The 26,314-nt window shown below is 47.2% G+C and carries 26 protein-coding genes and 1 pseudogene; 5 read left to right on the forward strand and 22 right to left on the reverse strand.

The genetic code is table 11. The features are described from left to right. Nucleotides 1-225 precede the first annotated feature (225 nt). Entirely contained in the window at nucleotides 226-3,237 is a 3,012-nt protein-coding gene (locus tag C0Q44_RS24230) for a TrlF family AAA-like ATPase (protein WP_105409783.1), read from the forward strand. Between the two features lie 23 nt (nucleotides 3,238-3,260). Here the strand turns inward: C0Q44_RS24230 and C0Q44_RS24235 are convergent, their stop codons facing one another. From C0Q44_RS24235 to C0Q44_RS24260, 6 genes are all read right to left on the reverse strand, one after another. Beyond that, nucleotides 3,261-3,620 (reverse strand): YopX family protein, encoded by a 360-nt coding sequence (locus C0Q44_RS24235; RefSeq protein ID WP_105409784.1) that lies wholly within the window; start codon nucleotides 3,618-3,620, stop codon nucleotides 3,261-3,263. 454 nt (nucleotides 3,621-4,074) lie between these two features. Next, nucleotides 4,075-5,070, reverse strand: coding sequence for a YhcN/YlaJ family sporulation lipoprotein (locus C0Q44_RS24240; RefSeq protein ID WP_105409785.1), 996 nt, complete (start codon nucleotides 5,068-5,070; stop codon nucleotides 4,075-4,077). Nucleotides 5,071-5,314: 244 nt separating this feature from the next. Next, entirely contained in the window at nucleotides 5,315-6,295 is a 981-nt protein-coding gene (locus C0Q44_RS24245) for a DUF4340 domain-containing protein (protein WP_181151159.1), read from the reverse strand. Beyond that, on the reverse strand, nucleotides 6,292-7,686 hold the full coding sequence (locus tag C0Q44_RS24250; protein WP_105409787.1) for a GldG family protein: 1,395 nt from the start codon (nucleotides 7,684-7,686) through the stop codon (nucleotides 6,292-6,294). Before C0Q44_RS24250 ends, C0Q44_RS24245 begins: the two co-directional genes overlap by 4 nt. Before the next feature lie 4 nt (nucleotides 7,687-7,690). Next, a complete protein-coding gene (locus C0Q44_RS24255; RefSeq protein ID WP_105409788.1) occupies nucleotides 7,691-8,407 on the reverse strand; it encodes an ABC transporter permease subunit in 717 nt (238 codons plus the stop codon). Further along, nucleotides 8,404-9,564, reverse strand: a complete 1,161-nt coding sequence (locus tag C0Q44_RS24260; RefSeq protein WP_105409789.1) for an ABC transporter ATP-binding protein — start codon at nucleotides 9,562-9,564, stop codon at nucleotides 8,404-8,406. Before C0Q44_RS24260 ends, C0Q44_RS24255 begins: the two co-directional genes overlap by 4 nt. Before the next feature lie 1,192 nt (nucleotides 9,565-10,756). Here C0Q44_RS24260 and C0Q44_RS32050 point away from each other — a divergent pair. Both C0Q44_RS32050 and C0Q44_RS32055 read left to right on the forward strand, forming a co-directional pair. Beyond that, a pseudogene (locus C0Q44_RS32050) lies at nucleotides 10,757-10,921 on the forward strand (glycosyltransferase); the annotation flags it as partial. A gap of 12 nt (nucleotides 10,922-10,933) precedes the next feature. Continuing rightward, nucleotides 10,934-11,062 (forward strand): hypothetical protein, encoded by a 129-nt coding sequence (locus tag C0Q44_RS32055; RefSeq protein ID WP_483874457.1) that lies wholly within the window; start codon nucleotides 10,934-10,936, stop codon nucleotides 11,060-11,062. An 83-nt stretch (nucleotides 11,063-11,145) separates the two neighbouring features. Here C0Q44_RS32055 and C0Q44_RS24270 read toward each other — a convergent pair whose 3' ends face one another. Beyond that, nucleotides 11,146-12,630 (reverse strand): DHA2 family efflux MFS transporter permease subunit, encoded by a 1,485-nt coding sequence (locus tag C0Q44_RS24270; RefSeq protein WP_105409790.1) that lies wholly within the window; start codon nucleotides 12,628-12,630, stop codon nucleotides 11,146-11,148. 265 nt (nucleotides 12,631-12,895) lie between these two features. After that, on the reverse strand, nucleotides 12,896-13,255 hold the full coding sequence (locus tag C0Q44_RS24275) for a hypothetical protein (protein WP_105409791.1): 360 nt from the start codon (nucleotides 13,253-13,255) through the stop codon (nucleotides 12,896-12,898). A 183-nt stretch (nucleotides 13,256-13,438) separates the two neighbouring features. Here C0Q44_RS24275 and C0Q44_RS24280 point away from each other — a divergent pair, with 183 nt between their 5' ends. Together C0Q44_RS24280 and C0Q44_RS30390 are read left to right on the forward strand one after the other, a co-directional pair. Next, entirely contained in the window at nucleotides 13,439-14,677 is a 1,239-nt protein-coding gene (locus C0Q44_RS24280; protein WP_105409792.1) for a glycosyltransferase family 4 protein, read from the forward strand. Beyond that, a complete protein-coding gene (locus tag C0Q44_RS30390) occupies nucleotides 14,674-14,844 on the forward strand; it encodes a hypothetical protein (RefSeq protein WP_181151160.1) in 171 nt (56 codons plus the stop codon). Before C0Q44_RS24280 ends, C0Q44_RS30390 begins: the two co-directional genes overlap by 4 nt. 281 nt (nucleotides 14,845-15,125) lie before the next feature. Here the strand turns inward: C0Q44_RS30390 and C0Q44_RS24285 are convergent, their stop codons facing one another. From C0Q44_RS24285 to C0Q44_RS24350, 14 genes are all read right to left on the reverse strand, one after another. Continuing rightward, on the reverse strand, nucleotides 15,126-15,842 hold the full coding sequence (locus tag C0Q44_RS24285; protein ID WP_105409793.1) for a glycosyltransferase: 717 nt from the start codon (nucleotides 15,840-15,842) through the stop codon (nucleotides 15,126-15,128). Nucleotides 15,843-16,123: 281 nt separating this feature from the next. Next, a complete protein-coding gene (locus C0Q44_RS24290; protein ID WP_105409794.1) occupies nucleotides 16,124-16,840 on the reverse strand; it encodes a glycosyltransferase in 717 nt (238 codons plus the stop codon). Next, nucleotides 16,837-17,778 carry an NAD-dependent epimerase/dehydratase family protein gene (locus tag C0Q44_RS24295; protein ID WP_105409795.1) on the reverse strand — a complete coding sequence of 314 codons (942 nt, stop codon included), beginning with the start codon at nucleotides 17,776-17,778 and terminating at the stop codon, nucleotides 16,837-16,839. Before C0Q44_RS24295 ends, C0Q44_RS24290 begins: the two co-directional genes overlap by 4 nt. Beyond that, the gene (locus C0Q44_RS24300) at nucleotides 17,760-18,587 is read right to left on the reverse strand and encodes a dTDP-4-dehydrorhamnose reductase family protein (RefSeq protein ID WP_105409796.1); all 828 of its coding nucleotides are present in this window, start codon (nucleotides 18,585-18,587) and stop codon (nucleotides 17,760-17,762) included. The genes C0Q44_RS24295 and C0Q44_RS24300 overlap by 19 nt, the downstream gene beginning before the upstream one ends. Continuing rightward, the gene (locus C0Q44_RS24305) at nucleotides 18,584-19,570 is read right to left on the reverse strand and encodes a polysaccharide biosynthesis protein (protein WP_105409797.1); all 987 of its coding nucleotides are present in this window, start codon (nucleotides 19,568-19,570) and stop codon (nucleotides 18,584-18,586) included. The genes C0Q44_RS24300 and C0Q44_RS24305 overlap by 4 nt, the downstream gene beginning before the upstream one ends. Further along, entirely contained in the window at nucleotides 19,563-20,654 is a 1,092-nt protein-coding gene (gene wecB / locus C0Q44_RS24310; RefSeq protein WP_105409963.1) for a non-hydrolyzing UDP-N-acetylglucosamine 2-epimerase, read from the reverse strand. The genes C0Q44_RS24305 and wecB overlap by 8 nt, the downstream gene beginning before the upstream one ends. Before the next feature lie 14 nt (nucleotides 20,655-20,668). Beyond that, entirely contained in the window at nucleotides 20,669-21,106 is a 438-nt protein-coding gene (locus tag C0Q44_RS24315) for a hypothetical protein (protein ID WP_181151161.1), read from the reverse strand. Nucleotides 21,107-21,131: 25 nt separating this feature from the next. Further along, a complete protein-coding gene (locus tag C0Q44_RS24320; RefSeq protein WP_105409799.1) occupies nucleotides 21,132-22,319 on the reverse strand; it encodes a glycosyltransferase family 4 protein in 1,188 nt (395 codons plus the stop codon). A gap of 40 nt (nucleotides 22,320-22,359) precedes the next feature. Next, nucleotides 22,360-23,499 carry a CgeB family protein gene (locus tag C0Q44_RS24325; RefSeq protein WP_105409800.1) on the reverse strand — a complete coding sequence of 380 codons (1,140 nt, stop codon included), beginning with the start codon at nucleotides 23,497-23,499 and terminating at the stop codon, nucleotides 22,360-22,362. Between the two features lie 60 nt (nucleotides 23,500-23,559). Beyond that, nucleotides 23,560-24,654, reverse strand: coding sequence for a CgeB family protein (locus C0Q44_RS24330; protein ID WP_105409801.1), 1,095 nt, complete (start codon nucleotides 24,652-24,654; stop codon nucleotides 23,560-23,562). Between the two features lie 257 nt (nucleotides 24,655-24,911). Next, nucleotides 24,912-25,253 (reverse strand): hypothetical protein, encoded by a 342-nt coding sequence (locus C0Q44_RS24335; RefSeq protein WP_105409802.1) that lies wholly within the window; start codon nucleotides 25,251-25,253, stop codon nucleotides 24,912-24,914. Between the two features lies 1 nt (nucleotide 25,254). Then, nucleotides 25,255-25,554, reverse strand: a complete 300-nt coding sequence (locus C0Q44_RS24340) for a hypothetical protein (RefSeq protein WP_105409803.1) — start codon at nucleotides 25,552-25,554, stop codon at nucleotides 25,255-25,257. Further along, nucleotides 25,551-25,892, reverse strand: coding sequence for an alpha-helical endospore appendage domain-containing protein (locus C0Q44_RS24345; protein WP_105409804.1), 342 nt, complete (start codon nucleotides 25,890-25,892; stop codon nucleotides 25,551-25,553). The genes C0Q44_RS24340 and C0Q44_RS24345 overlap by 4 nt, the downstream gene beginning before the upstream one ends. A 23-nt stretch (nucleotides 25,893-25,915) precedes the next feature. Continuing rightward, entirely contained in the window at nucleotides 25,916-26,203 is a 288-nt protein-coding gene (locus C0Q44_RS24350; protein ID WP_017692509.1) for a hypothetical protein, read from the reverse strand. Between the last annotated feature and the right edge of the window lie 111 nt (nucleotides 26,204-26,314).

Below are 26,314 nucleotides of genomic sequence, written 5' to 3' on the forward strand. Positions count from 1 at the left end.
GTTATAGGACAGAATGACTACTTTATTCAATAAGTGTTTAATTGCACAATGGTCTTCAAGCGTAATGTTATATTAAAGCTCTTTTAAGTATACCAGAGCAAGATTAGGTCTTAACTCCCTTCTATCAATAACAAAAATCTAAAAGCAATCAACCAAAAGCAGGAAATATATCCTCTTTTGTCGAATTTATCTCCAACAAATTCCTTGGGGAGGGACGTTTTTACTATGAATTATGAAAAAGGCTCTATGTGGACAAAATGGGACTTGCACGTGCATACCCCATATTCAATAATACATCACTTTAACGGAACAACTGAGGACGAAACTTGGGAAAACTACATAAGGGATCTAGAAAACCTACCATCAGAGATTAAAGTTCTTGGCATTAACGACTATATATTTATTGATGGCTATCGTAGGGTCAAGCAGTACAAAGACAACGGTCGTCTGTCTAATATTGATTTACTTTTACCTGTTGTTGAACTCAGACTCGACAAATTTGGTGGGGCGAAAAACAAGCTTAGTCGGATCAACTTTCATGTCATTTTTTCTGATCAAGTTGATGCAGACTTAATTGAACAATGTTTCCTTAATGTTCTTACAAGCAAATACGAACTTTCTCCTCTTGCAAGGGAAACCCAAGTGAGATGGAATTCTGTAGTGACTAAAAGGACGCTTGAACAATTAGGTCAAATGATAAAATCTACTATTCCTGAGGAACAAAGAGGACTTTACAAATCTGATTTGGAAGAAGGGTTTAACAATCTAAATCTTGATAAGAATCAAATACTTAAAACTCTTGATCAACATCATTTTATTGGAAAATATATAACCGCTGTTGGTAAAACAGAGTGGGCAGATATAAAATGGATGGACGGTTCCATAGCGGAAAAGAAAAGCATTATTAACAGTGTTGATTTAGTTTTTATATCATCATATTCTGCTGAAGACTACCATAAAGCTGTAAACTCTTTGTATGAATCGGGAGTTAATGACAGGTTACTTGATTGTAGCGATGCTCATTACAGCTCTTCATCGTCAGAAAAAGATAAACTTGGGAAGTGCTACACCTGGCTTAAAGCTGACACTACCTTTGAAGGACTCAAACAAGTATTAAATGAATGGGGTGAGCGAGTTTTCATTGGTGAACTGCCTCCTAAACTATCCTCAATTAATAATAATAAGGGAAAGTATATCTCATCGATTTCTGTAAACAAAATAAATGGTGTGAACGGTTGGTTTGATGATGTGACATTACAACTAAACCATGACTTGGTTTCAATTATCGGTAATAAAGGAAATGGAAAGAGTGCCTTAGCAGATATTATTGGTTTAGCTGGAGGAACTAAAATTTCAAGTGACTTCTCATTCCTTACAAAAAACCGATTTAGACAGGGAAAATTAGCCCGAAATTTTGAAGCTACTCTTGTTTGGGAAAATGGCGTTTCTGAAAGTATATCTCTTGATGAGAATCCAAAAGAACATTCGATCGAAAAAGTAAAGTATCTACCTCAACGTTACTTGGAGTTACTCTGTAATAGTGAAGACGATAAATTTGAAAATGAACTAAAGAAAGTAATTTTCTCTCATGTGGAAATTCAAGATAGGCATAATAAGTCATCCCTTAACGAATTAATTCAATATAAGAGCGAGACAATTAAAGAGTCTATACGGATTCTTTCAGAGCAGCTTCTAGCTATTAACGAGAAATTAATAAAACTAGAGAACAGAGCAACTCCTAGTCACATTTCAAATGTTCATGAACTTCTCAAAAACAAAGAACAAGAACTAGAAGCTCATGTTAAACAGAAGCCCGAAGAGATATTACCTCCAGATGCAAGTGTAGTCTTAAATGAAGAGTTACGAGAGCTTTCTCAGCTTGTAGACGATTATAAAAATCAACTCCAAAATTTGAATGCTTTAATTGAAAGTCAGAAAACTAAACACATTGATGTAAAAAATAAACTAGCAGCGGCTCATCGACTTGAAGATAAAATCAAAAACTTCGAGATGCAATATGCTCATTTTAATTCAAATTGCTCTGATGAAGTTACTTCACTCGGTTTGCAGATTGAAAATATTGTTAAGTTAAATGTAGATTTATCTGCACTGAAAAACATTCAGTCTAATTTACTTACACAAGATACACTACTTACTAAAGAGCTAAGCGATAATGAAACCAATAGTTTGATAAAACAACGCGAAAAACTTGATTTTGAAATCAAAAACGCCCAGAGCAGGCTTGATGAACCAACGCAAAAATATCATGTGTACAAAAAAGCGTTGTTAGATTGGGAGACTAAAAGAGATGACATTTTCTCTGAAATTACGAATTTCACGCAAGATATTTCATATTTACAGTCGGAACTTCAAAATGAAATCACCAAACACAAGGAGCTTAGAGTTGCAAAGACACAAGAGATTTTCGCTGACATATTGAAAATATCTGAAATTTATTCAAACCTATACAAACCAGTACAAGAATTTATCGATAAACATTCATTAACTGATGTTGATTATGAATTGAAGTTTGAAGTTTCCATTGATGGTAGCGCGGCGCTAGACGGAGTATTAGGAAAAATCAATCAAGGAGTTCGAGGCAAATTTTACGGAACAGAGGAAGGTAGAAAATTACTATCGACTCTCCTTGAGGAAGCCCATTTCAGCAATATTGATTCCACTGTTTCATTCTTAGACAAGCTATTGAATCAAATGATTAATAACTCCAGCATTCCAGATTCTTCAAATATTGAATTGCAATTAATAAAGAATGCTACGGTTCTAGATTTCTACCAATATTTATTTTCTCTTGAATATTTAAAGCCATTCTACAGCCTAAAGCTTGGAGACAAAGAAATATCCAAGCTATCTCCCGGTGAAAAAGGCGCACTACTACTGACATTTTATTTATTGGTCGATAACGATGACATACCGTTAATTATTGATCAGCCCGAAGAAAATCTTGATAACCAATCGGTTTTCAAAATGTTGGTTCCTTGCATAAAAGAAGCCAAAAAGAGAAGACAAATAATCATGGTTACACACAATCCAAATCTAGCTGTTGTTTGTGATGCAGAACAAATTGTTCATGCTCAAATGAACAAATCAAATAATAACTACATCAGCTATAAGTCAGGGGCAATAGAAAATATTGATATCAATAAATCCATTGTTGATATTCTCGAAGGCACACAACCTGCATTTTCAAACAGACAATCAAAATATTCACTATTTTAAAAGGAAAAGGCGAGTGGAATAATTCACCTCGCCTTTTCGGTATAAAAATTACCTACAACAATAAATCTTCTCCTCAGCAATACTTCCAAAGACTCCTCCTCAACGCTATTAACTTCTGTCCCGCAATAGAGTCCCTTACTTTTGTTGTAATTGATACAGAAGGTTTTTACTCCATCAGATAATAAATCCGACTCGTATACCTCATTTCCATTGTTATCAATCATCTCTGTTGATTGAATTATACAAATATCCTCGAATTCATAAACATTTTCTAAATTACCCTTAAATTGAACGGATATTTTGTTCTTTTTGAAATCAATAGCTGATACTGAGTAAAGTTTCTTATCGAACTCATCAACTGCTTTAAGAATAATTTTCCTCATCAAAACCGCCTCCTCGGTATAACATATTCATTTGACTTATTTAAAATGAATATGTTATATTATCGTTTTCCAATAATGTAACGGAATCTAACTTCGACCTAGAATTTTTAACACGCCACAATTTATGTTTTCTTTTAGCATCTCCAAAAGGCAATGATACGACACAAAAAGCACTTTTATGACTTCATAATGAAAGCTGTCCATCTCAAAAGACAATGGAAGCAAGGGTTTTAGTCATCTGAGAATGGGTTTGTTTCAAACCATATCTCCTTCGAAATATGGTTACCTCCTTGCCCAAGTTGTGTTGCTAATTATGGAATTCATTGTCCACAAAGAACATGTACAATCTTATATGTAATAGATCGTATAAAATCATATTTCATTAGAACAAACATGCCCTTGCGACTGATGTTGCCATCCGCGCAAAGGCACACTTGTTTATGCACTTTGGTCCTTATCGATTCATTCGGTTCATCACGCCGCCATCGTTATGATTACGGTTCATGAGACCATCCCCAAGGATGCCATCACGGTGATTTGAATTCATCGCATTCGTTGGGAAAATACGTTCAACCATCGATTGGAACGTATTGATCATGCCACTGACCGGTTTACCATTGCGAATATCTGTGGAATAGTTCTCGACATGCTCCACAAAATCCGGATTGGCCGATACATATACATTCTCAATGTTCGGTGCAAATTGCTTAATCTTGGCTGAGATCTTACCTTTAATCTCAGCTGATGTGTTATCATCCGTGCTATCTACACGTTTCCCTTCACTCTTCATACCATAATGTCCATCGTCCGTCCCACGTGCTTTGCCACTGTTCGTCAGACCACGCATCATGCCAACCGCTCCTGTGCCCATCGTGCCATAAATACCACGATCATTGCCCATATGGCTGCGGTCTGTTGCAGTGTCTGTGTTCAGTCCTGGAGCAATTCCACTGGTGCTGTACGGAGACATGGTTCCGGTTCCGCCATTCACACGCATACCGCCCATATCCCGATTCATGTTTCCACCACGCATAGTGTCACTGGCATGACTACGCATGGTTCCATTCAACGTACCATTCGTGCGACCAGTCGACTTGCTTTCCAGCTTGCCTGTGTGACCATCTGCCAAACGAACAGCTACATAAGCATTACGATCTGTTAACATGACACGGGCGGATTGAACCTCTTTCATCTCCGTAATCCGTTTCGCCAGTTCTTCACTGGATTTCAGGTCGGTAACATTATGCATGCGATAACTTTTGGCACGAATGCCGTCCATGCCATTCGTTTCTACACCGTAACGGTTAATGCCATTCGCTTGCTGACGCACACTTTGCGTATGCATATTGTTCGTATCCCGATTCGTGCCACAACCTGTCAAGCCGGCCATTACAAAAATTGCAGTAGACAAGGATAATGTAATAGCTGTTGCCTTTTTGACTGCTGGCATGTACTCATCCTCCAATGTTGTTGGTTTAGGTCACTACGTTAGGATGCGCTTGTGTACGTGCCGATATGCTGAAAGGATATGGTACTTTATCCTGTAGTCTTTGGGTTTATATCTATGGTCAGTTGGTGGAGTCGTTGTCGCTTATAAAAATAAAAAACAGTACTGCTAATAATCGCAGCACTGTCTCATGCAACTTGCATTTCATCTCAAGTTAAGATCAATCGCTTTTTTTCTCTTCATTTCATTATTTAGCGGAACTTGATGATTCATTCGACGAAGTCGGTGATGCTTTAATCGTATCCGGGAACTTCTCCGCCTCCGTCAGACTATTCACATCCATGGCATATGCCCACACACCATCCGGGGTAATGACCCAGATCTGATTGGGATCGGATGGCAGGGTAAGCCCCCGATATACCTCCCTGATTTGCTGTCCATTTACCGTCTGTTCAACAGAAAGGGTGAAGCGAGGGACGGTTCCCTTCAGCTCGGAAGCTTGGCGTACATCATCCGCTGTAGACAAGTTTTTGATTTTGCCAATGAGAGATACGGCATCTGTGGCTGCAATAGATTGACCATTCAGAGTCCACGCCTGTTCCACCGCACCATTCTCTGATGTGGTTTTCAACATCCAACTGGCTGCCTCACCTTCCCACTCCAGAGAAGCGACATTCGTCTCATCCATATTAAAAGGCGTTGTATCCAGCAGATCCCGACGTGATAAGGCGATATTGGTAATCGTCTCCGTCTGCACAGCCACCACGGGACCTGAGTTAACCTGCACATAACGCGCATCATCTGCGGGCAACTCACCCCCGATTGCCAGTTTGAGTTCACGATTATCCTTCAACTTCATATCCAGTTGTGAAGCACCAGTGCCCAATCCGTACTTATCCAGATCCGTTGGTGTTTCTTCTACCATCAGTTCCTGATTCGCGCCACTCAGGGCATCAAGCCAACTGCTCACGCTATAACCGTTGAGAGGGTAAGCTTTCGGTTCAACCATCTGCCATACACCATTCTCAAGCTCCAACGTCGAAGATGCTACTGCCCCAGTTGTACCCTCAGTATCATGTATCGTAATCGATTGAATATCCCCGGACTGAATACCAAGCAACTTCGTTTGTACCGCTTCTTCTTCTCGAAAATAATTCTGACTTGCTGCGTACATCCAGCCCACGATCAGCACAACTACAACCAGGATGGTTGGAACCCATTTTCTCATACTTGTCTGCGCCTCCACCATAAGAGTACACCGATTATAACAAAGATCAGCGGGAACGCGACAATCGCTACGAAGAAAATCGTTCTAGCCTGTTCACCGTTCAGGTAAGCCATCTCGTAACTCGCTTGGACCCGTGGGCGAATCGTCAGTCCATCTTCTTTTTCACTTAAATAGTTCACTGTATTCAGAATAAAATCCAGATTGCCGCCATTGGCTATTTCCGAATCCTGCATGAAGATGGATGAGCCCAGAATAACCGCCTTCGGTTTACCATCCGTCGTATCAGCTGCATAGCCAAGTTCTACAGGACCCTGAATGTCTACATCCGGATCATTGGTCGTTTCATTCTGCAACAACCCACCAATATTCGTCTCTCCATAACTATCGTCCGAGGAATGGATTAATGGAGATAACGTGTATTTATCCTGTTCTTTGGTGGTCAACGCAATCGATAGCGCCAACATCGGAACCAACTGGCTCGCAGCGAGTTTGTCCGTAATTGCATGTGTCCCATACTCCGGCACCACCCAGAGCAGTCCCATCGTACTGGCTTGCTGATGATCCACCATGACCGCATGCTTATCCACGACGCCATAGTCAGCCATCAGGGCATCGATGTTTTTCCAACTGGATTTCATATCTTCTACGAATCCGAGGGATAATAACAACTTGCCTCCATCACTCAAATAGGTGCGAATAGCTTTCATTTCCGTATCACTGATGTCACGTTGTGGACCAATGATGGCAAGCACATCTGCATCTCCGGGAACCTTACCGGCTTGATTCAGCTGCAACTCTTCCGTCTGCACATTATTCTGTTCCAGGGAGGACTGTAGCGTAGTCATCTGATCGAGACTCAGCTCTTCATGTCCAGTCAAAAAGACCATTTTGTGCATCTCGGTGGATGACATATTCATGAGCGCCTGGGTCAACTTCTCCTCACCTGTAAACTCATATGATCCATCACTTCCGTCCCCTGTCGCGGTGAACAAACTGGCGATATCAATCACCTTATGTTGATCTCCCTGCTCCAACACAATGGAGCTGCCGGTTATCCCATATTTGGATGCAAGCGCAGGTTCCTGGGTCAGATTATACTGCTTTAGCTTCAGCTTGCTATTGCGTTTCGTGTATTCCTCTACCATATCCGTTACCTCGCGGTTCAGGACGGTGTTGTTCGCATTTTCGACAGTTAACACCAGAATGTTGACGTCATCCTTCACATTTTTGATCGCAGTAAGCGACTGGTCAGATAAGGTATATTGTTTGTTCGAGGTCAGATCCAGCTGGAAGCCGCCAAGTGAATTCAGGAACAGTGTTAGCAAAATAAAGATGCCAATCACCGCTACGGACAGCACGGTACTGTTGGTATGACTTAACCATTTTTTCATCTTCTCACCTCCACCGCTTCCGTTCCACAATTTGAATGCTTAACAGCAGAAACACACCTGAAAGTGTGACATAGTACAATATATCCGGGCCACTGAGTACGCCCTTCATGAAGCTGTCGAACCGATTCGTCAGCGCAAACGGGCTCAGCCACTGCTGTAAAGCAGATCCTGTATTGCCCGCGAATGAATCAAGCATCCACAAAACGAGCAAAATAATAAAACCCGCCACCGCAGACACCATCTGATGCTGGGATAACGTAGAAGCAAACAACCCGATCGCCATCATGCTTCCGCCAAGGAAGAATAAACCTAACGCAGACATCCATACCGTTGTGAAATCCAGTGTCCCATAGAACGACATAATGAAGGGATACACCAGACTGCACAGGATAAGCACGATCAGAATGGCGAGTGAAGCCAGATATTTGCCAAAAATAATTTCAGTGACACGTGCCGGAGAGGTCAGCAGCAATTCATCCGTTCCCTGCCTGAACTCTTCTGCGACTAAACGCATCGTTAACAGAGGCACCACAAACAGCAGCATGGATAACGTATCCCCCAGCACGAGACGATAGTCGACGATGCTCGGCTGGTAATACACGAAGCTCGAATAGAACAACAGACTGGTCATCAGTACATATATGGCAAAAGCAAAATAGGAGGTCGGTGACAGAAAATAAGCTTGCAACTCCTTGTTGCATACCGCCATCATTCGTCTCATTTGGAGTCCTCCCCTGTATGAGAATCAGACGGAACATTCGTCGATGTACTCGACGACGAGTCGATATCCCAAGTAGCATCCTGATCCACCTGTTCCCCGGCATCGGAAACATCTGCATGACCTGTATCGCTGTTATCTACTTTATCCACATCGGCAGAATCCGCTTCTGTCCCGGTTGTCTCGGTCGTGGTCAGCTTCAGGAAGATCTGCTCCAGACTGAGATTCTCCTTCTTCATCTCCAATATAGGCAATCCTGCACCAGATAAAAGGTAGAACAGCTCTTCCCGGAAATCCTCCGAGTTTACTCCAGTAAGCAGCATTTTGACGGTATCCGCTGAATCTGAAGCATGCAAAGGTTCTTTGGCAGCTTTCACATCTGGTGTCTGAATGACTTCACTATCCACCTTCTCCCATGGTGTGAGCACGTTATGTAGTTGCTGCGCGGTGGCTTTCACTTCAATCGATACCTTGAATTGATCACCCATCGCCGATCCAAAATGCTGAGGTGAACCGTCCAACACGAGCTGTCCCTGATTAATAATTAGCATGCGATTACAGAGCGCGCTCACTTCAGGCAAAATATGTGTGCTAAGAAGTACCGTATGGTTATCGCCCAGCTCCCGAATCAGATCCCGGATCTCGATAATTTGATTCGGATCAAGTCCCGAGGTTGGTTCATCGAGGACAAGCAGATCCGGCTTATGAATAATGGCTCCAGCCAGCCCGAGGCGTTGCTTGTATCCTTTGGATAACCCGCGTACCAATTGTTTTTCCCGACCTAGAAGTCCCAACCTGCTTACCATCTCACTGACCCGCAGCTTGATTTCACGTGCCGGGACATCTCGGAGATTCGCTACAAACTTGAGATAAGACTGTACGGTCATGTCCGGGTAGAGGGGCGGGGTCTCAGGCAGATAGCCAATCTTGGAACGAACACTCCGGCCCTGATCATGCACGGAGACCCCATCTACGAGAATGGAACCCGCGGTAGGATGCAGATAGCCCGTAATCATACGCATCGTCGTTGTTTTGCCAGCCCCATTGGGCCCGAGAAATCCGACAATCTCACCACGCTCCATGGTGAAATCCAGTTCCTGCACGCCGCGCTGCCCTTCATACACTTTGCTGATCTGTTTCACTTCGAGCACATCATTCATCCTTTCCCGTTAAAATACCCGTGCAGCATCGTTCGTTATATAAATTCAACTGAAAAATATTACACTTGCACTCCGATGACAGAATAACCTTCCGATCACTGTTATCCCCAGATTTTTTTGATTCCTTCATTCAGAAGGAAAAATCCGGGGATAAAGGCGAACGCTTCGCTTCTTCAAGTTATTTCTGCCCTCTCCGTTAGCGTGTAAATGTTACGTTGAACTTATATAATGTGATGGGCACGGGAAGTTCCTTGTATCTTATATGAGCTATCCTAGCCTCAGCTTAATGTCACTTAAAAGAAAGCTTAAAAATAGTTGTCCAAATTGTGAACACTTTGAGTAACACCCACACCCTGTGCTTATAGAGAACGTAACATAGAGTACAGGAGAATGTGCTCCTGACCAAAAGTCAGAGGGTGAACCGTGTGAAAGTATTATTCACGTTTTATGTTCCAAGCGGTGGCGTGGATACGCTCAATCGACTGCGCACCGCTGTTCTGAAACGTCATGGCATTGAAGCGCACCTATTGTATCTCAATACAGGTTCTGGATTACAGAACAACAGCGATACCCCCATCTTCACCGTATCCAGGGATGAGGATATTCATCATTTAATTCATACCCAACATTATGATGCCATTATTGCTACCTCGGACATTGCCATGCCGGGTCGCCTGAGAGGGCTTGGCTATACAGGGCGAATTATTTACGAAGCTCAGGGACTGGGAACGCGCGAACAGGCTCTGGAAACTATACAGATGGCTGTACCTTATCTTCAAGCCCATTGCGATGCTGCTGTTCTACCTCCCACAGACCACCTACTGGATATGTTCATTCATATCTGCCCTTGGCTTCATCGATTTGTTATTTCCAATATGCTGGATACAGACACATTTGCCCCGATCTTGGTAGATACCCCGCCCTATCCGGTGCTGGCATGGGTAGGGCGACTCGAACACAACAAGAACTGGCGTGAATATCTAACCATATCCAGTAAAATCATCAAAAAAAATCCGAAAGCCAGACTATGGTTGTTTCATGATCCCACCTTGGCTAATCCTGAAGATGAAGTCATGTTTCGACACATGCTGGCCGAATACGGGCTTGAGGATCGGATTGGTATCTTCATCAATGTTCCTCATTCTCAGATGCCCACATTCTATTCCATGATTGCCGCTTCAGGGGCATCCTCTTGTCCACTTCACTGCTTGAAGGATTCGGCTATGCCGTCGCTGAAGCCATCAGTTGTGGCTGCCCGGTACTCAGTACGGATTCGGACGGTGTGCGTTCATTTATCACACATAATAAGACTGGAAAGTTCTACCCGATCGGCAATGTCAAGGCAGCTGTCTCCGAAGCAAAGGACCTTATGAACAACAAGAAATTGCGTGAATATATCCGTATCCAGGGCAGACAACATATGAGCTTGTCTTTTTCACCAGATCGGTATGCCATTTCTTTCCGTGAAATGATGACCGCATTGCGTGTTTTCCATTGAATGATGCAGCAAAAAAAAGCGAAAAGGCAGTTCAGAACGATTCTCTGAACTGCCTTTTATGGTTAGAAATTCTTTTAGAAATTTTAGTGTCCCATCATCATGGCCGGATCAGGCTTGTCGCCATTCTGAAGATCTTCTTCCGGCATCGGTTTTGGTTTACGCAGAATCAGACTTAGCAAACATCCGAACAGTGCAATACAAGCGGCCAGGAAGAACGTATCATTGAATCCGCCGACCAAGCCGTGCACAATGTCTGCTGGCTTTGCACTCGCAGTGTTGTCTGCAATACGTGAAGTAAGGAAGCCCGTAAGTCCAGCAACCGCGAAGGATACGACCACTTGCTGTGCAGCAGCCGTAAGCGGTGTAACCCGTCCAACCAGTTTGCGTGGTGCAGCATTCAATACATGTGTATTGAGCGGCATCATGGACAAGCCCATACCCAAGCCCATCATGACCAGAGCCGTTATAATCAGGCCAAGTCCTGTCTCTGCGGTAATGGAGGACAGAATAAACAAGGCTCCCGAGATAATCCCCAGACCTACAAAGGCCAGAGGTCTCGCCCCAATTTTATCAAACAACCGACCGCCGAGCGGCATACCTACTCCGGAAGCCAGAGCTTGTGGCAGAAGAATCAATCCGGTCTCAAGTGCGGTGTATCCTTTGATCTGCTGCAAATAGAGCGGGATCAGGATCATCGCCCCAAACAGAGCCACTTGTGACACCCACGCCAGAATAATTCCCCGCGTGAAATCCGATGATTTGAATACACGGAGTTCCAGCAATGGATTCTGATGACGAAGTTCTACAATAATGAACAGAATGAGCGCTACGCCGCCCACAATTACACCCGTCAGTGTTGTTGCAGACGTCCAGCTCGTGCCACCCTCGCTCACACCAAAGGCGAGCATTGAGAACGCAATTGGAGCCAGAATCATACCCAACAGATCCAGTGCAGGCGTGCGTCCACGATCTGTATCAGGCAAGAACTTGATACATAGAATGAAAGCTGCAATACCAATGGGCAGGTTAATCAGGAAGATCCAGTGCCAGCTCAGTGATCCGATGAACCAGCCGGATAGTACCGGACCCAGTGCAGGGGCAAGCAGCATGGGAATGCCGAGCATACCCATAATGGAGCCTCTTCGTTCAGGTGGTGCCAGACGGAAGACCATCGCCATACCAATCGGAGCAACCATACCGCCGCCAAGACCCTGAATGATACGGTAAATAATTAATTGTTCAGGAGATTGGGCGATCGAGCACAGTACAGAGCCCAGGGTAAACATGGCAATGGTGAACAAGAATACTCTCTTGGCACCAAAGCGATCCGTTAACCAGCCCGCTAGTGGAATCACCGCAGACAAAGCCAAGGTGTAACCTGTAACCGTCCATTGAATAGTCTTTAGATCTGTCTCGAAATATTGAACAAGATTCGGAATGGCTACGTTAACCACCGTGCTGTCCAGAATAACCATAATCATTCCGACGATAATTGCCAGGAGTGGCAGTATAATGGCTTTAAGCGAAAACTCCGCCGACTCCTGAGGTACTGCTGTTTGTTCTTTCACGTTCTCCACACTCTTTTCCGGCCAGGAGATTGCAGGCTTATACCCGCTTCTCAGTTCAGCCTATATTGACGACTTTTTTCAAACTATTGTTTTAAACCGTCGTTTTAAACTTTTGTTTAATCCTGATCTAATTCTAATGAAAATACCTTTGCTGTCAAGCTATTTTTTCGAAGACTTCCTACTATGGATACATACCAAAAAAATGGAACAGACACTTTCCTGCTCCACACATGGGTTGATACACATATTCAACTATGTTCATATATTAATCTGCAAGCTTAATCATCTGGTATTCCGATAGTATACCCAAAGTCTGACCGTCAATACTTCTGCAATACATTCGAATCACCAGATGATAAGGTGAAGAACTATTGCTGATAATTCTCAGTTCATAAGGTTCGGCAGACACATCCAGATTATGAATGACATGATTACCGCCCGCCGCCCCTGAACCCGATCCGAGATGAAAAAGATGTCGATACAACTCCCCGTGGATGCCGGTCCCACCAACAAATACATCCACTCCTTCCTCGCTGCCGACATAAGCCAACTCTATATCCATATACTTGACGGGGGCAAACATCTGTAACAGATTTTCATGAATCCCGAGTAAATATGCAGCCACTGTAATCCCTCCTTTGGCGCATGAACCTTCCTGTACATAGAATATGCTTCCTCTCGTCCATTGCCATTTGCATTCACCTATTTTCGATCAATTACACGAAAATGCCCGACCTTCCGGTCCACTTTTTTCATAGAATAAAAGGATAGAAGCTCGGCCTGCGCAGGCCGCGATAAGGAGGTACTTATGAGAGTTCTGCTCGTTACGTATTGGGAGCTTACACATATGGGCGGGATCTGGACATATGTTAAACAGCTTGCCGACAGGTTGATGGCACTGGGGGTAGAGGTTGATATCATGGGCACTAACGGTGCCAATAACGAAGTATATATCCGTAACCTGAACCGTGCATTCTCCAAAGATAAAGTATGGCCCATGCTGCAAACCAAGCTTAATCCAACAGATCTGCCTCAATTCACGGCTGACCCTCTTCTGGCTTATTATGAATTGAACAGATATGCCTTTGAGATGGCTGCTGCTTATCTGGGGGTGGATCATTACGACGTCATCCATGCGCAAGATCCGGTAGCCGCTGTAGCCATAAAGCGCATACTGAATCGTAACATCCCGCTCGTCACCAGTTATCATGGAGCCCTTGCACGCGAAGCCTTCTACGATGCTCAAAATTCTAATCCACAACTTACCCTCCCGGCATATTTGCAATCGAAACGTGGACGTTACTTTCTCTCTCTGGAAGAGCGAAGTGCAGCGCACTCCGAACTCATCCTGGTATCCAGTCACTGGATCAAAACCACGCTGACGGAGCTTGCGGTACCTGAATCGAAGTTCAGACAGATTCCCTATGCTGTGGATCTTCCTGCCTACCATGCATTTGCCGCTATCAAGTTTCGCGAGCGGCCGCCTAAAGGCAAGAAAGTCATTGCTTTTACCGGAAGGCTGGAATATATCAAGGGTGTGCATATATTGATCAAGGCGCTCGCCAGTCTGAAGAATAAGCGTTCCGATTGGGTCTGCTGGATCGCCGGAGAAGGCAACCTCCTGGAAGAACTGCGCGGACAGGTTGCCGCAGCAGGTATTACAGCCGATGTGGTGTTCTGGGGCAAGCTGGACAATATCCCTTCCTTCCTGCGACATGCCGACATCTACGTCCAGCCCAGTCTGCAGGACACGCAGCCGTTCTCCGTTACCGAAGCGCAGCTAGCAGGAGTACCCGTGATCGTCAGTGGTACAGCCGGCATGCCTGAGATGGTTGAACCCGGACGTACAGGCTGGGTCGTCCCTCCGCAGGACGTCGATTCACTCCGTGAACTGCTGCATGCACTTCTGGAGGATGACGTTACCCGTAAGAAGGTGGGAGCTGCGGCCAAAGACTGGGCTGAACAACATCGCTCACTGGAAGAGATGGGACTTCATACATTTCATGTCTACCAGGAAGCCATCTACAGAGGAGGTCTCAAGACATGACGTTGCTTGTACCGAGTGATCTATACAATCGCTGGTTCTCGCCCCCCGTCTCCACACCGCACATCGACGTGGATTACGCCGCAATGAATGAATTGATGCAGAAGCTTCCCAAAGGATATGTATTTCCTGATCCTGTATCGATGGAGATATTGAACTTAAAAGATTAGTTTCCACTATGACGCCAGCCATGTTCATACAAGATAACTGTACAGAAATATAACCATATAGAAAAATAACGGCACAGCACCAAAAAGGGTTGTCTCTCAAGTCATAACCATGACAGAGGACACCCCTTATTCGCTTTCCTTTGTTCTAAAGAATCTGACGCACAGGTTCGTTATAAAAAAAGAGCGCACCTCTTACAGCAATCAAAGATTGCCAGTCAAGGGTCCGCTCCTGCCATCCGTATTCGTTAGTAATCTTTCTTCCCCTGTTCATCCCTCACTCCTTACTTCCAGTACCCACCAACCTGAAGCAAATTGAGTAAAATAGGTCTATGTTTCGCCTGAACCCTTTCCATCTCGGCAACCAGTGCCTTGAAATGGCGTTTGGTTCCCATGGACTCATGCAATCGGTAGCACATCAAAGGTTCATTGTAATAGAACAGCTCATACATGGGGAAAAGCCGCAGCCACATCTCATAATCATGCGTATAGCGAAAATCCGTGTCAAACAAGCCAAATCGCTCAAACGCCTCCATCTCCACCATGACGGTACAGCCGTTAATGGGACAGCCTTCGAGCAGTACCTGCAACATCTCCAGACGACTCCCCACTTCAGGCTGCACGGTATCCAACCACTCACTATCTGAATTTACATAATGGTAGGCACCGTGGCAGAATGAAGCCTTGACCTCGCGCATAAACTTCAATTGCTTCTCCACCCGATCCAGCAGCATGACATCATCTGAACTGAGCCAGACAAAATATTCTCCTGTCGCCTGCTTGATCCCTTCGTTCAATGCTGTTGCGGTTCCACCGTTTTCTTTACGAATATAGCAGATAGAATCCATGAATGGTTCCAAACGCTCCACGTACTGCGTTGACCCATCATCCACCACGATGACCTCAATATGCGGATACGTCTGGTGAATGGCGCTGTGAACCGCTTGCTCGATATATGCACAATTATAAAAAGGAATAACGATCGATACTTTCGGCTCCATTCGGGCCTCCCCTTCCTCCGCGGATCTCAGAGTAGAATTGCTTTTCCTCTATTATATGAGGGTCTGTTCCATCGGTATTGGACATCTACGGTGGTATAAGAGCACATTTAGATGCAGCAGCTGGATCGCGAATGGCCCCTCTTAGCATGGGTCCTTCGTTTGTACACGGAGAATATTCGTTGAGTTCCATCATTTAATCATTTCCAATGCAAAAATGCTGCACAAAGAGGGCGTTAAGCAGCCACCTTACGGCTCTCATAACCACCCTCCCATGCACTATGCTAACCGCCAATCATGGCTATTCGCTGCAACAACGGTTCCCGGTATCTGGACCATACCATGGATGCCTCGCGGCCAATCACATCCGCATGACGTACGGATCCCATCCCCCCATGCCAGCGATATGCGGTAAGAGGCTCGTTCAAATAAGGGAAACGGTGACCGTTCAATACAATCCGCATCCAGAGATCCAGATCATGGGTATAGGGCAGGAGTTCATCAAACAGCCCCACTCCGCTGAACAGATCCTTGCGCATCATGACGGTGCAACCATTCACCGGATTGCCGTTAACAAACCGCTGCAGTAAGTCCAGATCCGACATCGGCTCAGGCCCGCCATGCATTTTGGTAACAGACGAATGCTCGTTGATGTAATGAAAGTTCGTATGAGAGACGAGCACGTTCTCGCGCTGCATGAACTCTAACTGATAACGGATTTTGTCAGGGTAAAAAAAATCATCCGAACTGAGCCAAGCTACATAATCACCAGAGGCATGGCGAATACCATGATTCAGTGCCGAAGCCGTACCCCCATTTCTTTTGCCAAGCACATTAATATATGGAAGATAAGGTTGGAGCAGCTCCGCATGCCGGGTAGAGCCATCGTTCACAACAACGATCTCCACATCGGGATACGTCTGATTCAATGCACTTTGGATCGCCTGTGGCACGTAAGGGCAGTTATAGAATGGAATGACAATGGATACTCTCGGATTCAACTTGTTGTCCTCCCTTGCTCGGTACGAACATCACTCAAGATGTCCTGAAGCGAAGTGGCAAAGGGAATCACAGGCTGCCAGCCCAGCTTGCGCAGCATCGATAATTCCTCTTGCTTACCCGCCCCATCCGGACCGGAAGATGCCCCATCCCAACGAACAGGGACTTCCGCTGCGGTCATGGACAACAGCAGATCTACAATTTCTCCCAGACTGCGCTCGACTCCTGACACCACCGGATATACCGTACCGCTGGACCCCTGAACAAGGAGGGTCGCATACGCTCTGACCGCATCCCGCACATCCAGAAAGTCACGGGTATTGTCCCGTCCGGACAGACGGAATGCCTCGGTTTTGCCCACCTGCTCACAGGCAACAATATGGCGCGCAAGCAGTGAACAGATCCCTGTGGACGGACCAGCACCGATCAGATTACCCGGCTCCGCCAGCATGATCTGTTGTCCGAAGAGCGACATCCACGACAAAGATACCATTTCTTCCAAGGCTTTGCTGAGACTATAGGGATGCGGAGGCTGGGGAATCCGGCCGGGTTCCGACGTATATTTTAACCTGGACCCCACAATAACGGTTCGTGTTGCCGGACAACTGCGAAGGGCATCCAGCAAATACAGCACAGCCATCACATTGGTCTCCAGGACCAGTAACGGATCAGACCAGGAATCGGGTACCGAATTTTTGCCGGCGAGATGCAGCACATAATCGGGCTGCACCTCGTCGATCAGATGACGAACTTGCTGTTTATCGTTCAGATCACAGACCTGGACTTGGGCCCCTTTACCGAATGAATGCACATCCGGTCTACGGACTACCGCTGCAACCACTGCACCCGCTTCCCGAAAATAAGACACGGCATGTCGGCCGGTAAAACCGGAGGCGCCTGTAATCAATACGTTCTTGCCTGTCAGCTCCGCTCCATCCATAATGCCAGCTCCTTCAGCATTGTAGAATAATCCGGCAGGTCTGTCTTCACATCCTCGCGAGTGGACACCAGCGTACGGTCCTGCACCACACTGTCATCAGGTACAATCGTCACATCCTGCTTATCCCAGGTCTGCTTGAACAACACAAGCAGATCATGCTTGCTGACAGGTACCGGGTGAGCCAGATGGATTAGACCACTGACGGATGACGCCAGGTAATGATCTACCCATTTGGCCAGTTCCAGCGTGGTCACGCCGTTCCAGAATACGCGGGTATATCCGCCAACTTCCCCTGTACTGGACATAAACCATTGCATGAGACCAATGCCGCCCTGCCGAATTTCGGGTCCAATAATGGACGTGCGGATGGTCAGATGACCTGCATCCTGAACTTCGCCAAGTGCTTTAGTAATCGCATAGGAGGAAGTCCCGTCCATAACATCTTCTTCCCGATACGCTCCCCGATCCCCGCTGAACACACAGTCTGTGCTGATATGAATCAGACGTGCACCCACCGTATCCGCAACCCGCCGCAGACGATGTGGCAGGAACCCGTTAATATGATACGCGGTAATTTTGTCCTCATCTGCGAAGCTATTCAATACACCTACAGCATTAATAATCACATCCGGGTGCACCGCTTCTACCAGTCGGTCGACCATGAAGCTGTCGTTCACATCCAGGAGCAGACCATTCGGATCTGTTACATCCCGAGTTGTGTAGAAGACGCTGTGTACACCTTGACGGCGGAAATAGTCGACCAGAATATGGCCGGCCATTCCGTTCCCCCCAAGTATCAGCAGTTTCATGACAGAAATCCTCCGCGTTTGAGAATTTCACGAATCTCCTCTTTGGTCATCAGTTGATGCTCGGAACTGAAACTGTTGAAGGAAACCGGAGAACAATTGGTATAATGTTCACGCAGTCCCGGTATGCCAAGGGTTGGGAGAATGACGAGGTACTGTTCATCATATACAACAGTAGTCATGCTCTCGAATTCACTCATCAGAATTTCATGAATTTTCTCCCCTGGACGAATACCCCGTTCCACAATTGCAACGTTCTCCACACCCGAATCCTCAATCAGTACTTCCGCGAGATCCACGATTTTGCAGGTAGGCATCGTCATGACAAAGATCTCTCCACCGACACTTTCCACCGAAGCTTTGAACAGCAGCGTAATCGCGTCCTTCAGGGTAAGAAAGAACCGAGTCATGCTCATGTCCGTAATAGATACCTGACCCTTCTGGCGGATCTGATTCTTGAACAGATGCACCACACTGCCGTTGGTTCCCAATACATTCCCACCACGCACCGTAACAAACTTGGTATCACTGTGGAGCAAATTCGCATATACGATTAACTTCTCACCGATCGCCTTCGTCATGCCGTAGAAGTTGGACGGATTCGCAGCTTTATCAGTCGAGATATAGATGACTTTTTCCACCTTGTTCTCAATAGCTGCCTCAATCACATTCTGCGTACCAATTACATTGGTTTTGAGCGCTTCGTATGGCTGGTCTTCACACACCGGCACATGCTTGAGCGCAGCCAGATGAAATACATAGTCCACATGCTGGCAGGCAGCCGTCAGGGCGTCCTTGTCACGAATATCTCCAATCCGGAAATGAAGACGCGGGTCTTCAAATTCACGACTCATGGCCACCTGGCTGGACTCGTTCCGGGAATACACAATAATTTCTTTGGGCTGCTGGGGCAGCAGTTGAGCCACAAGTTCATAACCCCATGATCCCGTACCGCCAGTCACGAGTATACGCTTATTTTCAAACATGCATTTTCCCTCCAAGCAGAAATTTAACCACTTTATTGGATACATCTGTTGCTTTGTAACCTTGCGGGCATTCCCAATCGTTGGACATTTGGGTCATCACTTTCACACAGTCGGCGATACGTGCCGCATCCAGACCGGAGACGACATTGCTACCGCAATCCACCGTTTCCGGGCGTTCTGTTGTACGACGCATGGTCACGGTTGGCACACCCATAATGCAACATTCTTCCTGTACTGTACCGCTGTCTGTAAGTGCACAGCGCGCATGACGTTCCAACATCACAAAATCGAAGAATCCAAACGGTTCATGAAACTCCACTAATGGATTCATCTCCAGTTGCAGATGTTCCGCAATCCGAATCGCTGTTCGCGGATGAATGCTGCAAATCACACGCAACCCGTATTCCTCCGCAACCTGATTCAGTCCTTTCATAATCTCCAGCAAATGAGGGGCATGATCCACATTCTCGGCCCGATGGGCGGTAACCAGGAAGTATTGCCCGGACTTCAGCTTGAGCTTCTTCAATATTTTGCTGGAACTTATCTGCGCTTCATAGTGTTGCATCACTTCATAGATGGGATTGCCTGTGAGCACGATTCGCCTGCTGGGTACCCCTTCGCTGACCAGATGTTTCTTGCTTTGTTCCGTGTAAGGCATATTAATGGTGGAGATGGCATCAATAACCCTGCGATTCTTCTCCTCAGGCACAGACAGGTCGAAGCAGCGATTACCTGCTTCCATATGAATAACAGGAATACCCATGCGCTCAGCCAGCACCGCACATAATGCGCTATTGGTATCCCCAAGCAGCAGCACTTTGTCGGGCTTCTCCTGTAATATCAGATCTTCCATCTGCGTAAACATCGAAGACAACTGCCGTCCCAGGGAGGCCGCTTCATCCTGGAGAACGTAATCCGGTGTCCGCAGGCCCATTTCCTTGAAAAAGAGACCGCTGAGACTTTCCGTGAAGTTCTGTCCCGTGTGTACCAATATATGCTCTGACGCGTACTGGTCCAGCTTGGCAATGATCAGGCTGAGCCGGATGATCTCAGGTCTCGTACCAAGCACCGTCATGATCTTCATCGTCATCCCTGCCTTCATCTTGTATTGGAAGCTTTGCGACGAATTCGGCTACGTCCCGCCTTGGCAGATTTGCGTCTGCGAATAGCCGATTTTCCAATAAGCGGACGCTGTTCCTTCGTTGTACGGCCCTTTCTCTTACGTCTGCCAACTCTTGGAGTTCGTTTCAACCCCTCACGAACCTGACGAGACTTAGGAGCACGTGACTTGCGACGTTTCCCCGTTCTGTCTCCCTGTTGAATCCGCTTTGCAGCTGAGCGAGTATCCGAGGCACCATGAACAACATTGTGACCCAGGGCAAGCGGAGGTAATGAGGAACGTGGCAAAGCCTGGATGACCGTCAGTGGGAATAACAGCGCCCGAACCGAAGCCGGTTCCAGAACCAGTACGTTGCGTAAACCGCCCTCCCCCATGCGTACACAGGTCCATTCGGAGGCTGGATATAAGCAAACCATCCGGGAAAACGCAATAACCACTGTGTCACCATCGTATGCAGTTTGGTTCGGTAGGTTTCAATCCCGTACAGCCTTTCCGCTTCTGTCCGATTGCGCCACCCTGTATCGGAGGCGAGCTCTGAATCATTAAGCAAGGTTGTCGCCAGTGTGACGAGCGCTTCGGTGTCCCCGGCGGGGCCAGAAATGCTTCACTGCCTACGGACTCCATCAATTCCTTCAGCCCACCTTGGGCAAAGGCAATGACCGGTTTGGCAAAGTAAAGCCCCTCCAGTGCAGTCATCCCAAATCCTTCTTTGACCATGCTCGGAATAACCACAATATCCATGGCGGTATACGCCAGTGATACGTTCTCTTCGAATGTGGTGAAGGTAAATCTGCGAGAATACCCTGATTTCTTGACCCGTGATACACACTCGTCGTAGTACTTTTTATCTGACGGTGCCCCGATGACCCAGAAGCGACAGCGCGGATGTGTTTCACAGATCTTCAGAGCCATATCCACAAAAGGTTTCAACCCTTTGGCATCATATATAAATGAAGAGATATAACCGATACAGGTCTGCGATGACTTGAAACCGAGTTCCTTGCGCTTGCGTTCACGCAGATGGACCCAGCGGTCCGGGGCTGGCAGGGCAGGTTCCCAGGTAGGGGAAATGATGGTCAGTTTGTCACCCATGCCAGCTTGTTGAAAGGGAGCCCCCGCTGTCTCGGATATACCGATAATCCAGTCTGCATAACGGCCGATCATCTGAATGGCCTCGGTTGTATGTTCATTGGAATGAATGATCTCGGTGATCTTCCAGATGACCGGGATCTGAAGCGACTTCGCCGCTACAGCCGGCATCACATTGACACAGGTATTCGTCAGCACCAGATCAGGCGCGGTCTCCCGAATCAGGGAAACCGCCTCCTGAAAGGCTGGTGTCTGGCGAAGATTCTCTGCATCATCTGCAATGCCCCGGTAAGGTGTGTACACACCGTGAAGCATCGGCAGAGCGCATATTTTGACCTGAATGCCGAATCTTCGCGCAAGTCCCGCAAGCTTTCCTTCCTGCGGAGCCACGAGCACACAATCAAAGATCGAACCGATCTCCCTCATAAAATGAAGTAGCAGCTTCTCTGCGCCTGTAATGCTGCGGGTGTTGCACACATGTGAAAACAACATCAGCTTTGGTTTCGTTGCCATGGCCGCACGGACCCTGTATACGGACAATCCGATACAGGGTACTGTGCACACCTCCTCCCGGCCAAAATTAAGGGAATATAATGGTTAACAATTCATTAACTCTTCTGCCATACGTGTGGTCTTTCCGTGTGCGTTCAAGTCCTCGAAGTGCAATCTCCCGACGTTCCTTCTCATGAGTAAGATAATATTCCACCTTGTCGAGCAACTCCTGCGGGGAGGAATACGTCTCAATCTCCACACCCGGTTTGTAGAAACGCGCAATGTCATCCCGTGCATCGGTCAGTTGCAGCGTCGTGGAAGCGGCAATTTCAAACGTTCTCGGGTTCGGTGAGGCTGGCGCGATTTTGAGGTGATTGTTATTGACGGAATCATCTTCATGGGATCGATGCAGGTTGATGACAATTTTGGTGCCATTGTACACATCATTGGTCTCCTGCGGACTCATCCAGCGGCCGAGTTCAATCTTCTCGCCATAGGCGGTGTAGTCAGGCAGACGGTCCCACCAGATGCCGTTAAATACCGTATTGTGTGACATCAGCTGTGCCATGATCGGGTTGAAGAAGTATACCCGGTTCCAGTAGGCGGAGCCGATAAAGCTGACATCCCGTTTCAGCGGGGAAGGGGTTGTAATCGGGAAGTAATGATTGGTGAAGGCAGCAAATGGGAGGTAGTGAACCGACGCGCAGCCAATCTGTCGATACAGATCAATACAGTTCAGTTCCAGTGTGAAGACATGGTCGAAATGCTTCACGATATCCAGTGTCATGTCTGTATAGTAGGGATCATCCGTGAGCCAGATCGCTGTCTGAATGCCTGCTTGACGAATCGCATCGATGTGCTCGATGGGAATATCCATTCCATCCAGCACAAGCACCAGATCAGGGCGTGTCTGCAGCGCGATCTCTGAAACCGGTTGACGCGGATCAGACAGGGTTACCTGAGCTACCATGCCCTGAAGTGTGGCCATAATAGCCTCATCCAGCGGGGAGTACGGGAATCCTTTACCCGAAGATACATACAGCACGTGCAGCTGCCGGAAAGGCAACGGCTCCTGTGCACAATTCACAATATAATTGGCGCGACCGCGCAGATATCCTTCTTCCTTACCCGCATCATATCCGGCATGCTGCCCATTTTTGCGTGCTTGATCTACCAGGCTGAGCACAGGTGCATGAACCTTTTTGGTTTTACGGTGTTTGAGAGACATACCGCCACTCCTTTGTTTTTTGGGATAGGGTTCTTCATGGTGCTGTACTTCAGATGGGAATTACAGATGTTCCAGCAACTGAGCGATACGACGAGTGAACGTGTGCTGGCTCATCGTGGTGAGAAGTCCTCGCCACGCCATCGCTTGTCGTTCCTCTTCATGCTTCAGATAATAGTGGATCTTGTGCTGAAGATCTGCTGCGGTTGTGAACGTCTCGATGTCATAACCTGGCTGATAATAACGGGGCAGATCTTCACGTGCATCCGTGATCTGCATCGTGCCGCAGGCACTGATCTCATACGTGCGTGGATTAATGGATCGACCTTCCAGATGGTGTGTATTGCGATTGTCTTCTCCATTCTCGCAAGTCCGGTGAATATTAATGACGATCTTGGCACCATTGTAATAATCAACAGTCGCTCCGGGGTCAATCCATCCTTCGTGGATGAAACGGCCAAGTTCATCGAACCGTGCCAGCCGGTTCCACTGGCTACCCGCGATGAACACCTTTTTGTCCGCGAGAAAAGGGGCCAGTTCATCGAACAGCGCAATTCGGTTCCAGAATCCTGTACCGATAAAACAAATGTCGTGCTGATGCTGCGGTGCCGTGCGCCGGGGTTGAAACATGCCTGGATTCACCGCGAGCGGCATATAGATGACCCGGCTTGCTCCATGTCCCAGATAGAATGGCACTGCGGCTTCTTCATGCGTGAACACGACATCATAGTGCTGACAGATAGTCGCTGTATCTTCAGTGAAATAGGGATCATCCACAAACCACACGGCTGTTCGAATACCGAGTGCACGTATTCCATTCACCTGCTCCAGATGATCTGCGGGAAATACATGCAGACCATTCATGACGAGTACGACATCGGGCCGATGCTGACTGGCTTCCTGCAACATCGCTGCTGGCGATCCAACAACGCATTCGCGTACAGACTGCTGCAATGCCAAGGTGACACCTTCATCAATGGCATCGAATCCTTGCGGGATATACAGGACTTTCATGTCCCGCAGGGTCGGTTCAAACATCTGCACCCGTTCCATCATGGCCTGACAGCCGCCAAATCTGCGGCCTTCTGCGTATCCGCCGCGGTAAGCCGTCTCCGCTTCGGTCAGCGGACGGTGTCTTCGTTTTGCCACATTCTTCACCCTGTCTTCCTTCGGGAGTTCTCACTTCCAGACTCTCCCCGAGATTGGTCTTCCCTCTAAAGGATATGCCTCGGGGTCAGATGCATCATGGACGGGTGTCCTGCAAGGCGCAAAATTGGCGCTTGCCCTCCACATCCGCCTGTACGGGCATGTCCGCTTCTGCGGCGATGCAAATAGCCCGGAGGGATCTGTCCCCCGGGCTATCGTCAACTGTTAGAGGTGTATCATTCCATGCAGGAATAATCGTCTTTACTCGGTTACTGTGCCTTGTACGCCAGCTGATGTCCGTCCTCGAATCCCTTGGCGAAACCCGCGTTGAATCCCTCGTTGTACGACTCGTTGTACCCCTGGCTGTACGCACCGTCCGGGTTCGGATCGGTAGGGGTAGCCGGGACGAATGGTTGTACGGGCTTCGAACTCCGGTGCCGCCGTACCGTACGTTTCTTTTTTTTGAGCCACGCACTGCGTCCTTTCAGTGTGCGTTTGTGAAGTACACGTTTGCCTTTGAGCGCACGCAGCTTGCGGATTCTACGTAGACGGGCGCCACGAACTAACAACGCTCTTTTGGTTCTCAGTCGTATACTCTTCTTCTTTAACATGTCAACATTCCTCCTGTATGTCCCCAGCGATACGAATCGCACACCCGGGGTCTTTGAGCCAGGGCAAGCCAGGCTCCCCATGCTGGATTCGGGCCAGCCTGATTCCCGTAACCATACGAGACATCTCTTCCTGATAGCGACTCAGCACACGAATGTTCTCGGCAAGACTGCGGGCGGATACTTCCGAATGAGCGGATACGCTGGCTACACTGTCCAGAATGCGTGCCAGCGCCTGCTGACTGTGTGCAATGGATTCAATGAGGGCCAGTTTCGCTTCCTGCTCACGCCGCATCAGACTCATTTTCCCATGTCTCCCAGATCCATGCCGCCAAACATGCCACCGTCCATCCCGCCGCTATCTTCGCTGTCGTTCTGTACCATCACCGCTTTGAGATTGTTGCACAGTCCGGTTTCCATCCGGGTCAATCCTTCCAGCAATTCCACCAGCTGATCATGCATTTTGAGTGGCTCGCCTACCTGATCCCCATGCGTCAGAAAGGTATCCCCATTCAGATGATTCAGTGTCCAGTTTCGTACCTTCTCGGCCTCAATCGCTTTTGCCTCCAGAATCAGGGCAATATTCCACTGCATCTTGGCTGCTGCATCGAGCATCAGAATGAGGCTCTGTTCTCTGCTCATGTTCCTTCACCCGCCTTCGGGGCTTATTCTTCCTCTTGAACTGCGATCTCCCGCATGACCTGGGTTAGCGTTTCGGCTACAGCTTCTTCCAGATCTGCAAGGCCTCCCAAGTAAGAGATAATGCTTTTGTTGATTTGTCCCGAGCTATCCAGCAGACCGTCAACGCCATCCAGCTCCGGTTCGATATCTGGCAAATGATTAATGATTTCAGACATGCGTACAGCGACTTGGCGTTTGGCATCCAGCACACGCGCGATCTGCTGGTGAGAATGTGCAATATGTGTGATGATTTCATCAATTTTGCTCTGCATGGTCCTCCTCCTTACCGTCACGGCCTGCTTCACCCATAGAAAAACCCGGCCTATCAGCATTTGCCTGTTACAGCATATGCCGGGCCGGGATCGTCAGTTACTACAGCTTGC

This window comes from Paenibacillus sp. PCH8, from assembly GCF_002968835.1.
Lineage (GTDB): Bacteria > Bacillota > Bacilli > Paenibacillales > Paenibacillaceae > Paenibacillus.